General features: G+C 56.6%; 11 protein-coding genes and 1 pseudogene. 6 read left to right on the top strand and 6 right to left on the bottom strand.

The genetic code is table 11. The features are described from left to right. Positions 1–395 precede the first annotated feature (395 nt). Both dps and rhtA read right to left on the bottom strand, forming a co-directional pair. Positions 396–899, bottom strand: a complete 504-nt coding sequence (gene dps / locus ABLU73_RS12770) for a DNA starvation/stationary phase protection protein Dps (RefSeq protein WP_004886200.1) — start codon at positions 897–899, stop codon at positions 396–398. 237 nt (positions 900–1,136) lie between these two features. Further along, a complete protein-coding gene (gene rhtA / locus ABLU73_RS12765; RefSeq protein ID WP_004886203.1) occupies positions 1,137–2,024 on the bottom strand; it encodes a threonine/homoserine exporter RhtA in 888 nt (295 codons plus the stop codon). 351 nt (positions 2,025–2,375) lie between these two features. Between rhtA and ompX the strand changes: the two genes are divergently transcribed. After that, positions 2,376–2,888, top strand: coding sequence for an outer membrane protein OmpX (ompX, locus tag ABLU73_RS12760; protein ID WP_004886207.1), 513 nt, complete (start codon positions 2,376–2,378; stop codon positions 2,886–2,888). Positions 2,889–2,984: 96 nt separating this feature from the next. Here ompX and ABLU73_RS12755 read toward each other — a convergent pair whose 3' ends face one another. Both ABLU73_RS12755 and mntS read right to left on the bottom strand, forming a co-directional pair. Next, on the bottom strand, positions 2,985–4,565 hold the full coding sequence (locus tag ABLU73_RS12755) for a phosphoethanolamine transferase (RefSeq protein WP_004886211.1): 1,581 nt from the start codon (positions 4,563–4,565) through the stop codon (positions 2,985–2,987). 268 nt (positions 4,566–4,833) lie between these two features. Next, positions 4,834–4,959, bottom strand: a complete 126-nt coding sequence (gene mntS / locus ABLU73_RS12750) for a manganase accumulation protein MntS (protein WP_004886214.1) — start codon at positions 4,957–4,959, stop codon at positions 4,834–4,836. A 185-nt stretch (positions 4,960–5,144) separates the two neighbouring features. Between mntS and mntR the strand changes: the two genes are divergently transcribed. The 4 genes from mntR to ABLU73_RS12730 all read left to right on the top strand — a co-directional run bounded on the left by mntR (position 5,145) and on the right by ABLU73_RS12730 (position 9,058). Beyond that, on the top strand, positions 5,145–5,618 hold the full coding sequence (gene mntR, locus ABLU73_RS12745; protein WP_004886216.1) for a manganese-binding transcriptional regulator MntR: 474 nt from the start codon (positions 5,145–5,147) through the stop codon (positions 5,616–5,618). Then, on the top strand, positions 5,615–6,727 hold the full coding sequence (locus tag ABLU73_RS12740) for an anion transporter (RefSeq protein WP_135729800.1): 1,113 nt from the start codon (positions 5,615–5,617) through the stop codon (positions 6,725–6,727). The genes mntR and ABLU73_RS12740 overlap by 4 nt, the downstream gene beginning before the upstream one ends. Positions 6,728–6,897: 170 nt before the next feature. Beyond that, positions 6,898–8,274: a glycoside hydrolase family 1 protein gene (locus ABLU73_RS12735; protein ID WP_264923463.1), complete on the top strand. Its 1,377-nt coding sequence runs from the start codon at positions 6,898–6,900 to the stop codon at positions 8,272–8,274. A 67-nt stretch (positions 8,275–8,341) separates the two neighbouring features. Then, positions 8,342–9,058, top strand: coding sequence for a GntR family transcriptional regulator (locus tag ABLU73_RS12730; RefSeq protein WP_348850235.1), 717 nt, complete (start codon positions 8,342–8,344; stop codon positions 9,056–9,058). Between the two features lie 129 nt (positions 9,059–9,187). On the opposite strand, the gene ldtB is transcribed toward ABLU73_RS12730, so the two are convergent. Together ldtB and ABLU73_RS12720 are read right to left on the bottom strand one after the other, a co-directional pair. Continuing rightward, positions 9,188–10,102, bottom strand: coding sequence for a L,D-transpeptidase (gene ldtB, locus ABLU73_RS12725; protein WP_004886230.1), 915 nt, complete (start codon positions 10,100–10,102; stop codon positions 9,188–9,190). 177 nt (positions 10,103–10,279) lie between these two features. Further along, positions 10,280–11,195, bottom strand: a pseudogene (locus ABLU73_RS12720) (tyrosine-protein phosphatase). A 48-nt stretch (positions 11,196–11,243) separates the two neighbouring features. Here ABLU73_RS12720 and ABLU73_RS12715 point away from each other — a divergent pair. Beyond that, a complete protein-coding gene (locus tag ABLU73_RS12715; RefSeq protein WP_004886235.1) occupies positions 11,244–12,836 on the top strand; it encodes an ABC-F family ATPase in 1,593 nt (530 codons plus the stop codon). Positions 12,837–13,106 lie beyond the last annotated feature (270 nt).

Below are 13,106 nucleotides of genomic sequence, written 5' to 3'. Positions count from 1 at the left end.
CGGGACGATCCCCTGCGAGAACGACTAGCCTAATGAAAAAATCGTGCCACTTTTACAACCTGTTGTTTTTAAACAAACGAAGCGGTAGCCGCTGCACAATATCGATCATTTCAGGCAAAGAGTGCACCATAACGGGGCGTTATTTTGGTGCATCCTGAGGTCGCTGAATAACGAGCCCATTTTTAGCGCAAACCCTGATGGGAAAACAATCTCGGTGTAACGATTGTGTGAGGTGATTATTACAATTGTTTTACTTTTGTGCGCATTTTCATCAATTTGACGCCCTGAAATGGTGCAAGGACAGCGGGTGAGGGAAAGGCGGAGGGGAAAAACAGCAAGGGTTGGGATGGGAAAGCAAAGGCGCCGTCGACCGCGCTACGGCCGACGGCAAAGCCTTACTCGATGTTCGCTTCAATAAACCACAGGAATTTATCCAGGTCGCGGGAAGCGGCGGTGAAGATATCTGCGGTATCTTCGTCTTTGGCTTCACCGATCGCTTTGCGCACATCGTTCGCCACTACCGCGTAACGGTCCGCCAGCGCTTTCAGGTGATCCTGAACATGATGGATATCCAGCGGATAGCTCTGCAGCGGGGTTTTGCTGTTGATCACCTGAGTGGTGCCCAGGGCGACGCCGCCCAGTTGTACGGCGCGCTCCGCCATGGTATCCAGATGCTCAGTGAGCGCGGTACGGAAGCCATCCAGCATTTCGTGCACGGCGATAAAGTTCGCACCGCGCATATTCCAGTGTGCCTGCTTGGTGATAAGGGACAGGTCAATGAACTGGATCACCTGGCGATTCAACAGCTCAATGGTCGCTTTCTTTTCGCTGTCAGCGACATCGTTGCGGGTATAGACCAGATTAGATGCTTTTGATTTAACCAGTTTAGCGGTACTCATCGTTTCATATCCTCTTGATATTGATGCTCGTCACACTTCAAAGCTGAATGATGTGGAGCGTTGTCCCAGGTAACTTCGGGACTAAGTATAGCAAGGGTTTTAAAGTATGAGGCATCGGCAGGCCATATTACTCCGATAGCGTAAAGTGGTTGGCTATTTGAAAAAGCAAGCTAAGTCAGAAGGTTAGCGGAGGCTGGCGGGCCCGTAACTCGCGCGGGCCGCCGCCGTAACAGAATGTTAATTGATATCGACTTGCTTAATTTTGCTCTGCCGCTGCATGGTCAGCGTGGCGCCCATTGAGGCGATGATAATAGCGCCCAGCGCCAGGGTCTGGGAGAGATTCAGGGTTTCGCCGAGGAAGACCATACCGGACAGGGCGGCTAGCGCCGGCTCGAGGCTCATCAGCGTGCCGAAGGTGCGCGTCGGCAGGCGCGTCAGGGCCATCATCTCCAGGGAGTAGGGGAGTGCAGTGGAGAGAATGGCAATCCCCAGCCCCAGGGGCAGCAGCGACCATTGCCACAGCGTATCGGTAGCTTGCGCCATGCCTAACGGGACAAAGACCAGCGAGGCGATAAGCGACCCCATCGCCACCGTGGCTGGACCATGCTCCTCGCCCGCGCGCTGGCCGGTCAGAATATAGACCGCCCAACAGGCTCCGGCGCCGAGAGCGAACAGCGCGCCGGTTAAATCCACCTGCGCCACGTTCTGGCCCAGCGGCAGGAGATACCACAGCCCGAGGATCGCCAGCGCCACCCAGACAAAATCCAGCGGGCGGCGCGAGCCGAAAAGCGCCACCGCCAGCGGGCCGGTAAACTCGAGGGCTACCGCCACGCCGAGCGGAATACGCTGCAGGGATAAATAAAACAGATAGTTCATCGCCCCGAGCGCCAGGCCGTACAGCAGCAGCGGCACGCGCTGGGCCGGAGAGAAACGCAGCCGCCAGGGCTTGAACACCACCACCAGGATCAGCGTCCCGAGCGCCAGGCGCAGGGCGGTAACCCCCGGGGCGCCGACCACCGGGAACAGCGATTTGGCGAGCGATGCGCCGCTCTGAATCGAGGTCATAGCGATTAAAATCACCACTATTGGCAACCATGCCGCCGCTTTTCGGGATGGACCGGGCATCCTTTCTCCTGTCAGTTTTTGTCAAAAGGGGTAAAAGTTCCAGTGTACTGGAATTAGCTGCTGACGGTTGAGCTAATGTTGAAAAAAACAGGGGCAAAAACAGTACAATGGCGAACGTTGCTGAGAAATTCACCAGGTGATTAGGATTAATCTGGATGCTTGCGAATTTCTTAATGAGCGTTAAACTGTAAGTTAACGCCAAAAACTGTTGTTTTCCATATTGTTATAGAAATATGGAAACTTTTGGTTACATGAAAAAGTATGTTAGACAATGTAAACTCCAAAGAGTTTCCCAAAAGTTTTTGATATATTTAAGGCTTAGGACTTATTAGAAACACATTTGAGGTGGTTATGAATAAAATTGCACGTCTTTCAGCACTGGCCGTTGTTCTGGCTGCATCCGTAGGTACCACTGCATTTGCTGCAACTTCTACTGTAACCGGCGGTTACGCGCAGAGCGACATGCAGGGTAAAGCGAACAAAGCTGGCGGTTTCAACCTGAAATACCGTTACGAGCAAGATAACAACCCGCTGGGTGTTATCGGTTCCTTCACCTACACCGAGAAGGATAACAACAGCAACGGTACTTACAACAAAGGTCAGTACTACGGCATCACCGCAGGTCCGGCTTACCGTCTGAACGACTGGGCAAGCATCTACGGCGTAGTGGGTGTTGGTTACGGTAAATTCCAGAACAACAACTTCCCTAATAAATCCGATATGAGCGACTACGGTTTCTCCTACGGTGCTGGTCTGCAGTTCAACCCGATCGAAAACGTTGCCCTGGACTTCTCCTACGAGCAGTCTCGTATTCGTAACGTTGACGTCGGCACCTGGATTGCTGGCGTGGGTTACCGCTTCTAATCACTCCGGTGATATAAAAAATCCGCCTTCCGGGGCGGATTTTTTTTGCCTGGCGATCGCCAGCCCGGCCGGTTGGCCGGCGCTGAACGCGTCGTTTTAGTTGATGGTGAACTCATCGCTGCCGAGGTGTGAATAGTCTACCTTCTGCAGCTGGAAGTTGGTGATATACACCGGGCCGGCCTTCTGCTCAGAGATAAACCGATAGCGCGGGGCGATTTCCGCCGCCTTGATTCCGGTCCATTGCGAGAAGAAGCTGAGGAAATCATTCGCCGAGCGCTGCGCCTTAATCACTTTATGCGCTTTGTCATCGCTGGAGAGCACCATAAACGGCACCTGGAAGTTCTGCTGGAACTTATCGTCGTGCGCCAGATACTGCACCTCTTTGCCTCGCTCCTTGAACGCCAGACCATGATCGGAAAAGTAGGTCAGGGAAAAGGTGGCGCCGGAATTTTGCAACTGACTGTAGAGCTTAGCCAGCAGGGTATCGGTTTGCGTCATGCTGTAGAGATAGCAGGAGGTCTCTTTCGACTGGACGAAAACCGTGTATTTGCCTTTGGTCCGGTCGCAGGCCTGCGGGTGCGAGCCCATCAGGTGCAGAACAATCAGCTGCGGCTGGGTGCGCTGGGTGGAGAGCACCTGCTCGGTCAACTTGAGTAACTGCTCGTCCTGGGTGTTTTTATTGGCTTCGAAATCGCCGTTTTTCAGGAACTGCACTTCATCCGCCCGTTTGGCGATACTGGCGATAGCGGTGTCGTACTCGCCGATCTGTCCCTGATTGGAGAACCACCAGGTCTGGAAACCGGCGCGATTGGCGAGGGTGACAAAGTTATCCTGAAACTGCGGTTTGCCATCGACCACCCGGTTAAGCGTCAGGCCGAGGGATTTTTGCGTCGAGCCGCTGGCGGCGACGTAGTTGTTAAACAGATACCCGTTCACCGAACTGGCAAACGGCGTGTTGTCCCAGTGGCCGCCGAAGGCGCCGAGGGCGTCGCGGCGGGCGCTTTCACCGATCACCACCACATAGAGATGGTACTTCGGCTTCACCGCCAGCACGTGCCAGCTGTCTTTCATGCCGGCCAGCTGCGCCATCCGCGCCTGCTCGTCCAGCACCTCGTTATTATTCACCACCACGTCTTTGACAAAACGGAAGGCCGGGTAACCGGTATCGATTACCTTGAATACCCCGCCCCAGGCGAGATTTTGCACCGGCTGGAGAAAGAAGATCCCGATGCTGAACAGCAGGCCCAGGGTCTCCATTTTTCCCCAGCGGGTCTGCTCGACGATCCTGCGGCGGACCGCAATGATCCCCAGCGCGAAGATAAATACCGCCAGCAGATAGTTGTACCACGGGAAGATAGTGAGAATTTCCGTGGACTCTTCCACGTTGGTGGCGTGCAGCGCCAGCAGGGTGTTGAAGTTGGGCGCGCCGTAAGCCTGGCCAAACGGGTAGTAGAGGGCCGCCAGCAGAGAATAGGCGCCGACCACCCCTTTCTGCACGCGCGGAAAGGCGCGCCACAGAAGATGTAACACGCAGGTAAATGCCACGGTATAGAGCAGGCTAAATTCATAGCCCAGCGCCAGGTTAATCAACAGCGATTGTAAAAAGTAGAATCCTGTCCATGGGTTCAGTGCCAGTCGGCGGGCGACCAGCGTATCTTTCAGGGTGGTGACATTCATAGTAAACAATCAAAAAGAGGCCATGCGCATCCCCTGGCGTCAAGGGGTAAAACCTGCTGGACAGTGCGTGAAGAGGGTCTCTGCGAGCCGCGAATGTGGCAGGGCTGTGCAAAGATAGGGCTTGTAAATGGTAAGGTCAACCAGACATAACAGATTGTTTTGCGAGGGCGCTTACAAAACTTGAAAAAAGGTGGGGGGAACGGGATAAACCGGTCAGTTTAGCGGCGGATGATGACAGAAAAATGAAGCGGCGTACCGCGACGCCGCCTCAGGAATGGGGTTTGTCCTGCTGCGGTTTACCGTTGATCATCTCGCACAGCATACCGAGCAGCATTAAGCGTACTTTAAAGGGGGAATGACTAAACACGTTTAAGCACCTCTTGAATTCGTTCATCTGCTCTCCTCCTGCCTGTTCGCTCCATCATTCCCTGATGGATGTTTGCATTATATACAGATATAGCACAGGCTATATTTTATAGCTATGGCTAAAACGTTAAATTTTTGTGCTCTTGGCGCAATCCATTACAATGTGGATCTTTTTATATGATGCTTGACGCGTCACACGAATGAGGAAGCACAATGAACCGTCGCGCAGGTAAGCCAATAACAAAAAAAGTGACGCAGTTGGTAAATGTTGAAGAGCACGTTGAAGGATTCCGCCAGGTGCGGGAAGCGCATCGGCGCGAGCTGATTGACGACTATGTTGAACTGATTTCCGATCTCATCCGCGAGGTGGGCGAGGCGCGTCAGGTGGATATGGCCGCCCGGCTGGGGGTCTCGCAGCCCACCGTCGCCAAGATGCTCAAACGGCTGGCCAGTGTCGGCCTTATCGAACAGATCCCGTGGCGCGGCATATTCTTAACGGCGGAGGGTGAGAAGCTGGCCCAGGAGAGCCGCGAGCGCCATCAAATCGTGGAGAACTTCCTGCTGGCTATCGGCGTCAGCCCGGAGATTGCCCGCCGCGATGCGGAGGGAATGGAGCATCACGTGAGCGAGGAGACGCTGGCGATGTTCCTGAAATTTACCCAAACACAGGGATCTCAGGAAGCATGACTCTTCCCTTCGTCCAGTCGCTGCTGCGCGACCGTTTTCTCCATCTGCTGCTGATTATCGCCTGCGTACTCAGCGTGATGGTGCCGTTTGTCCCGGCAAGCTGGCCGGCGGCCATTGACTGGCATACTATCATCACCCTCAGCGGCCTGATGCTGTTGACCAAGGGGATTGAACTGAGCGGTTATTTTGACGTGCTGGGGCGTAAAATGGCCCGCCGCTTTGTCACCGAACGCCAGCTGGCTATGTTTATGGTGCTGGCGGCGGCGCTGCTATCCACCTTCCTCACCAACGACGTCGCGCTGTTTATCGTGGTGCCCCTGACCCTGACGCTGAAGAAGTGGTGCGCCATCCCGGTGAACCGGCTGATTATTTTCGAAGCGCTGGCGGTGAACGCCGGGTCGCTGCTGACGCCGATCGGCAACCCGCAGAATATCTTACTGTGGGGACGCTCCGGTCTCTCTTTCCCTGGATTCATCGGCCAGATGCTGCCGCTGGCGGCGGCAATGATGCTGACCCTGCTGGCGCTGTGCTGGTTCTGTTTCCCGGCAAACCGGCTCAACTACCAGAGTAGCGATAAGGCGCCATCGTGGCAGCCAAAGCTGGTCTGGAGCTGTCTGGGATTGTATCTGGTGTTCCTGACCGCGCTGGAGATGAATCAGGCGCTGTGGGGGCTGGCGCTGGTGCTGCTGGGCTTCCTGATACTGGCCCGGGCGGTGATCGTCCATGTAGACTGGTCGCTACTGCTGGTGTTTATGGTGATGTTTATCGACGTCCATCTGCTGACCCAGCTTCCGGCGCTGCACCAGGTGCTGAGCGGGGTCGGGACGCTCTCCGGCGGTGGACTGTGGCTGACCGCCATCGGCCTGTCGCAGGTGATCAGCAATGTGCCCTCGACCATTCTGCTGCTCAACTATGTCCCGCCTTCGATCCTGCTCTCCTGGGCGGTTAACGTGGGCGGCTTTGGTCTGCTGCCGGGCTCGCTGGCCAATATCATCGCGCTGCGCATGGCAGGCGATCGGCGGATCTGGTGGCGTTTCCATCTCTACTCCATTCCCATGCTGCTGTGGGCGGCCCTTACCGGCTATTGGCTCTTCAAACTCTGCGCCTGATTTCCGCAGCGGTACGCCGCCCTCCACGCCGTTCGACAGGATCGCCCCTCGGGGCGATCTTTTTTTTGCCCGGCTCACAGAAAACGATCCCTGGCTTTGCGCATCCGTTCGCTTTTCGGTATATGACTAGTCATGAAATTTAAATGACTAGTCATATACCGAGGCGCAGGATGAAGAACAGACTACCGGCAGATTTCTTATGGGGTAATTCCGTCTCCAGCATGCAGACGGAGGGGGCGTGGAACGAGGGCGGCAAGGGGATGTCGGTGTACGATATCCGGCAACCGGCGGAATTCGCTTCCGACTGGAAGGTAGCGACCGACTCCTATCATCGCTATCGGGAAGATTTCGATCTGATGCAGGATCTGGGCATGAACTGCTACCGTTTTCAGATCGCCTGGAGCCGGGTGTGTCCTGAGGGAGACGGCGAATTTAATGAAGAGGGCATCACCTTCTACCATCAGTTTATTGATGAACTGATCGCCCGCGGCATCGAGCCGATGATCTGCCTGTACCACTTCGATATGCCGCTCTCGCTGGCGGAGCGCTACAACGGATTCACCGACCGCCGGGTGATGGACGCCTTTATTCGCTATGGCCAGAAGATGATCGCCTGCTATGGCGACAAGGTGAAATACTGGCTCACCTTTAATGAACAGAATCTGTACCATTCGCCGGAAGCGTTTCTGATCTCCGGCTACCTGCAGGGGGAGAAGACCCTGCGCGAGCTGTACCTGATCCAGCATCATGTGATGATGGCGCACGTCCATCTGACCGATCACCTGCATCAGACGAAGCCGCAGTGTCTGATGGGCGGAATGCTGGCCCACGCCCTGGTTTATCCGGCGACCTGCAAACCGCGCGATATCCTGTGCGCCCAGCAGCTGGACGAGTTTTTAAACCAGAACCTGCTGCGGGCTTACGCCGGGGAGGGCTACAGCCCGGAAGTGATGCATTTTGTCGCCGCTGAAGGGTTCGATGATATCTATCGTCCTGAGGATCTGGCGCTGATGGCGACGGTGAAGGTCGATTATCTGGCGTTCAGCTATTACGCCAGCCGGACGCTGAACAGCGACACCATCCCGGCGGGAACGGCGGTTAACAACTATATGCTGTTTGGCAATCAGGATAACCCGTTCCTGAAAGCGACAGAATGGAACTGGCAGATCGATCCGCTGGGCTTCCGGACCATCATCACCCGTTATTATAACGACTGGCGCCTGCCGGTGTTCCCGATTGAAAACGGCATCGGGGTGATTGAGTCGTGGGACGGTGAACATCCGGTTGCCGACGATTACCGCATCGCCTACCATCGCGACCATATCAACGCCATGAAAGCGGCCATGTTTGAGGATGGGGCGCAGGTGATCGGCTATCTCGGTTGGGGATTAATCGATATCCTGAGCTCGCAGGGTGATATGCGTAAGCGCTACGGCGTGGTCTACGTCAATCGCGAGAACCATGACCTCAAGGATCTGCGGCGGGTGCCGAAGAAGAGCTATGCGTGGCTGAAGCAGGTGATCCACAGCAACGGCGACGTGACGTAACGATGTTCTGGCGGTCAGGTCAAGTATGCTGCCCGCCAGTCACTCACTGAATGTAAAAGGACCGGGAATGACGGCGAAGTATCTGCAAATTGCGCGGGAAATAAAAAAACGCATCATCAGCCAGCAGTATCCTGCCAGCGCGCCGCTACCCGACCAGTTTGCGCTGGCGGCGGAGTTCAACACCAGCCGGATGACCATCCAGCAGGCGATGCGCCAGTTAATCGTCGAAGGGCTTATCTATACTCGCAAAGGGCAGGGCACCTTTGTGCGGAAAAATTTCCTTCAGCTGTCGCAGTGGGAGCTGCCCGGCAGCGACTATTCCGGCGCCACCAAAACCTGGGAACATCTTGGCGAGGTGCAAAGCGAAGTGGTGCGCTTCGAGGTGCGTTTTCCCACTGACAAGGAGCAGAGTTCGCTGCTGATCGACGCCGATGCCCCGGTGTATGGCTTTGTCCGCCTGCGGCTGCTCAACGGCGAGCCGGTGTCGCTGGATTTGACGGTCATGCCGGTGGGGCTGGTGCCGGGGTTAACCAAAAGCCATCTGGAGGGGTCGGTGTTTCGCTACGTGCAGGAGACGCTGGGGCTGAAGCTGATGGGATCTTACCGCGTGGTGCGGGCGATGAAGCCGGACGAACTGGATAAACAGCATCTTCACTGCGAGGCCACCGATCCGGTGCTGGAGGTGGAACAGGTTATCTATCTGGAAGACGGCACGCCGCTGGAGTACGCCCACTGCCACTATCGCTACGACCACGGCGGGATTATTCTGGTGAATAACGGCTAGACCGGGGACCCTGCCGGCGCAGCGCTCAGCAGGGCCACGGTGTTGTCAGGTTTAGCCAGCCGCAGCCAGGGACAATACAGATAAAAAAACGGCGGGCCTGATGCCCGCCGTTTTTCTTGTCATGCAGACTTAGTTCAGACGCACCGGCATACCGGAGCGGTTCTGGATAGCCTGCTCAACCACGCTCTGATCGACATCAGACTGGCTGGTGATCGCCTGTACCGGCTGAGTCAGGGTGATCGGCACGATCTCGCCGCCCTGGAACTGGGCTTCGGTGGTCGACAGCGGGTTATGAACCTCGATGTAACGGCTGCCGTCCGGCTCGGTGGTGGCTTTTACCGGCTCATCGATAAACTGCACGCGGGTGCCGACCGGCACGTTCTCAAACAGGAATTTGATGTCATCGTTGCGCAGACGCACGCAGCCGTGGCTCACGCGCAGGCCGATACCGAAGTTAGCGTTGGTACCGTGGATGGCGTACAGGCGGCCGATATACAGCGCGTACAGACCCATCGGGTTATCCGGACCGGCCGGTACGACGGCAGGCAGCGGGTTGCCGGCGGCAGCGTATTCCGCATGCATCTTGGCGGTCGGCGTCCAGGTCGGACCGGCCTTCTTACGTTCGACTTTGGTGGTCCAGTTGATTGGCGTATCTTTACCCAACTGGCCGATGCCGATCGGCAGAACGATCACGGTATTGGTGCCTTTCGGGTAGTAGTACAGACGCATTTCCGCGCTGTTGATGATGATCCCTTCATGCACGGTATCCGGCAGGATCAGCTGCTGAGGGATGTTCAGGACGCTACCGCCCTTCGGCAGATAGGTATCCACCCCCGGGTTGGCTTCCAGCATGTTGGAAAGCCCCATCTGATATTTGGCCGCGAAGTATTCCAGCGGCTGCTTGTTATCATCCGGAATGGTGATGACCTGGTTCTGACCAACCAAACGGCTGCCATCGGTTGGCAAAGGATAGGTGACAGCAGACGCTGTATTGCAAAAGCCTACGATGGCGAAGGCTGCCGCTAAGAGTGTAGATAATTTCATAGTTTTTAATGTCGTGTGCGAAATCAACGCCACACAGGCCTTTGTTAATGATTGAGACAGTAGATGGGAGCGCATTATATGTGCATTCCGCTGAACAGGTAAATCAGATGTGTACGAAATCACATTTTTTTCCCTGTCGCCTCGGCTGCCGCGCCCTGGCGTTGGGGGCGACAGGGGTTAGTCTTCCAGCAGCCGGGCCTGCAGCGCGACGCGGGCCGGGGCGGTGAGCTGATACTCTTCCGCCAGCCAGGCGTCGACATTGCCATAGCGCTGCTGAATGGCCGACAGCGCGGCGGCGAGATAGGACTCTTTCACCGTCAGGATGTCCGCCAGGCTCTGGCGCCCCTGGGCCGTCAGGTCGTTGCCGAGCATCTCCAGCATCCAGGCCTCCACCTGCGTCAGCATGCCATGGGTGAGGAGATACTCCTCCATCACCGTCTCGCTGTCGCATCCGGCGGCGAACAGGGTTAACGCGCAGCCGACGCCGGTGCGATCTTTACCGACCGCGCAGTGTTGCAGCAAGGCGCCGTCGAAAGGGGTCGTCAGCCACGCGGCGAGCTGGCGATAGGCCGGGTTGTTAAACGGCAGCTGGCGATAGAGTTGCAGCATAAACTGCTCGCCGTTCAGCGCATTAAGGGTGGCGGCATTCAGCTCGGTGACCTTCGCATTGACCTCGCCGAGCGGCGGATTGGCCGGCGCGTTGAGATAGTGGGTGAGCGGGCTCAGTTTGTCCGGGGTGCGCTGCACTTCACCGGGGTCGCGGTAGTCGAGCACCCGGCTGAGCGGCAGGGTATCCAGGTGGTTGAGATCCTCAGCCGTTAGCCGGTTTAGCGCGCCGGAGCGCAGCAGCTTGCCGCTGCGTACCCGGCGTCCGTCGGCGGTGCGCTGGCCGCCCAGGTCGCGAAAATTGATGCCGCCCTGCAGGGATAAAAAGGCCGGATGTCGCGGTAGGCTGGTGGTCATGGGACTCCTCATCATCACGTACAGAATAACGGTTTGCGCGCAGGTCTCTGGCGCATCTGACAAAGACCATAGCACAAGCGCCGCGGCGGAATTTACCGCAGACCGTGAAAAGTGCGTCATTTACTGGCATAATGTCTGCTGTATCACACCCCTCATACTCTTTTTTCAGGATATCCCCGTGCTAGTATCCAGCAACGTTACCATGCAGTTTGGCAGTAAGCCGCTGTTCGAAAATATCTCCGTTAAATTTGGCGGCGGCAACCGTTATGGTCTGATCGGCGCCAACGGCAGCGGTAAATCGACCTTTATGAAGATCCTCGGCGGCGATCTCGAACCGACGCTGGGCAACGTTTCTCTCGACCCGAACGAGCGCATCGGTAAGCTGCGTCAGGATCAGTTCGCCTTTGAAGCGTTCACCGTGCTGGATACGGTGATCATGGGCCACAGCGAGCTGTGGGAAGTGAAGCAGGAGCGCGATCGCATCTACGCCCTCGCTGAGATGAGCGAAGAAGATGGCTATAAAGTGGCCGACCTGGAAGTTAAATATGGCGAAATGGACGGCTACTCTGCTGAAGCGCGCGCGGGCGAACTGCTGCTGGGCGTGGGCATTCCGGTTGAACAACATTACGGCCCGATGAGCGAAGTCGCCCCGGGCTGGAAGCTGCGCGTCCTGCTGGCGCAGGCGCTGTTCTCTAACCCGGACATTCTGTTGCTCGACGAACCGACCAACAACCTGGACATCGACACCATTCGCTGGCTGGAGCAGACGCTGAACGACCGCGACAGCACGATGATTATCATCTCGCACGACCGTCACTTCCTGAACATGGTCTGTACGCACATGGCGGATCTGGACTACGGCGAGCTGCGCGTCTATCCGGGCAACTACGACGAATACATGACGGCGGCCACCCAGGCGCGTGAGCGTCTGCTGGCGGACAACGCCAAGAAAAAAGCGCAGATTGCCGACCTGCAGTCCTTCGTTAGCCGCTTCAGCGCCAACGCCTCTAAATCGCGTCAGGCCACCTCGCGCGCGCGTCAGATTGACAAGATCAAGCTGGAAGAGGTTAAAGCCTCCAGCCGTCAGAACCCGTTTATCCGCTTCGAGCAGGACAAGAAACTGTTCCGTAACGCGCTGGAAGTGGAAGCCCTCACCAAAGGCTTTGAAGAAGGTCCGCTGTTCAAAAACGTCAACCTGCTGCTGGAAGTGGGCGAGAAGATTGCCATTCTGGGCGCCAACGGCGTGGGTAAATCCACGATGCTGAAAACCCTGGTGGGCGAACTGCAGCCCGATAACGGCACCGTGAAATGGTCTGAAAACGCGCAACTTGGCTACTACGCGCAGGATCATGAATACGAGTTCGAAAACGACCTGACGGTCTTCGAGTGGATGAGCCAGTGGAAACAGGAAGGCGACGACGAGCAGGCGGTGCGCAGTATCCTTGGTCGACTGCTGTTTAGCCAGGATGACATCAAGAAGCCGGCGAAAGTACTGTCCGGTGGTGAGAAGGGGCGGATGCTGTTTGGTAAACTGATGATGCAGAAGCCAAACATCCTGATCATGGACGAACCGACCAACCACCTGGATATGGAATCCATCGAATCGCTGAACATGGCGCTGGAGATGTATCAGGGTACCCTGATATTCGTCTCCCACGACCGTGAGTTCGTCAGCTCGCTGGCCACCCGCGTGCTGGAGATTACCCCGGAACGGGTGATCGACTTCAGCGGCAACTACGAAGACTACCTGCGCAGCAAAGGTATCGAGTAATCCCTCTTCGTTACCCGGGTAGCGGCTATGCCTTACCCGGGCTACGCCTGGCATGGGATCTGTAGGCCCGTGCAAGCGTAGCGCCACCGGGCAATAACCGCGGGTAAAGAGCCACTTTCGCGCCGGATGGCGGCTGCGCCTTATCCGGCCTACGGTCGGTGCTATTGTGAGCTTAAGAGCCCTATCTTGTACCCATGGTTACTGGAACTGTCCGTTACCGGGGCTACCAAACCGCACAGTGCTGTAGCCCCGGTAAGCGGTAGCGCCACC

Origin of the sequence: Klebsiella sp. GG_Kp175, assembly GCF_040062325.1 — a bacterium.
GTDB classification, from domain to species: Bacteria; Pseudomonadota; Gammaproteobacteria; order Enterobacterales; family Enterobacteriaceae; genus Klebsiella; species Klebsiella quasipneumoniae.
Note: the sequence above shows the minus strand (reverse complement) of the source record. Positions and strands in the feature narration are given on the sequence as shown.

Bases quoted from the DNA above. Each gene is read 5' to 3' on its own strand.
- ABLU73_RS12730 (WP_348850235.1), top strand. From the start codon at position 8,342: ATGACGGCGAAGTATCTGCAAATTGCGCGGGAAATAAAAAAACGCATC.
- ABLU73_RS12735 (WP_264923463.1), top strand. From the start codon at position 6,898: ATGAAGAACAGACTACCGGCAGATTTCTTATGGGGTAATTCCGTCTCC.
- mntR (WP_004886216.1), top strand. From the start codon at position 5,145: ATGAACCGTCGCGCAGGTAAGCCAATAACAAAAAAAGTGACGCAGTTG.
- ompX (WP_004886207.1), top strand. From the start codon at position 2,376: ATGAATAAAATTGCACGTCTTTCAGCACTGGCCGTTGTTCTGGCTGCA.
- dps (WP_004886200.1), bottom strand. From the start codon at position 899: ATGAGTACCGCTAAACTGGTTAAATCAAAAGCATCTAATCTGGTCTAT.
- ABLU73_RS12740 (WP_135729800.1), top strand. From the start codon at position 5,615: ATGACTCTTCCCTTCGTCCAGTCGCTGCTGCGCGACCGTTTTCTCCAT.
- rhtA (WP_004886203.1), bottom strand. From the start codon at position 2,024: ATGCCCGGTCCATCCCGAAAAGCGGCGGCATGGTTGCCAATAGTGGTG.
- ABLU73_RS12755 (WP_004886211.1), bottom strand. From the start codon at position 4,565: ATGAATGTCACCACCCTGAAAGATACGCTGGTCGCCCGCCGACTGGCA.
- mntS (WP_004886214.1), bottom strand. From the start codon at position 4,959: ATGAACGAATTCAAGAGGTGCTTAAACGTGTTTAGTCATTCCCCCTTT.
- ldtB (WP_004886230.1), bottom strand. From the start codon at position 10,102: ATGAAATTATCTACACTCTTAGCGGCAGCCTTCGCCATCGTAGGCTTT.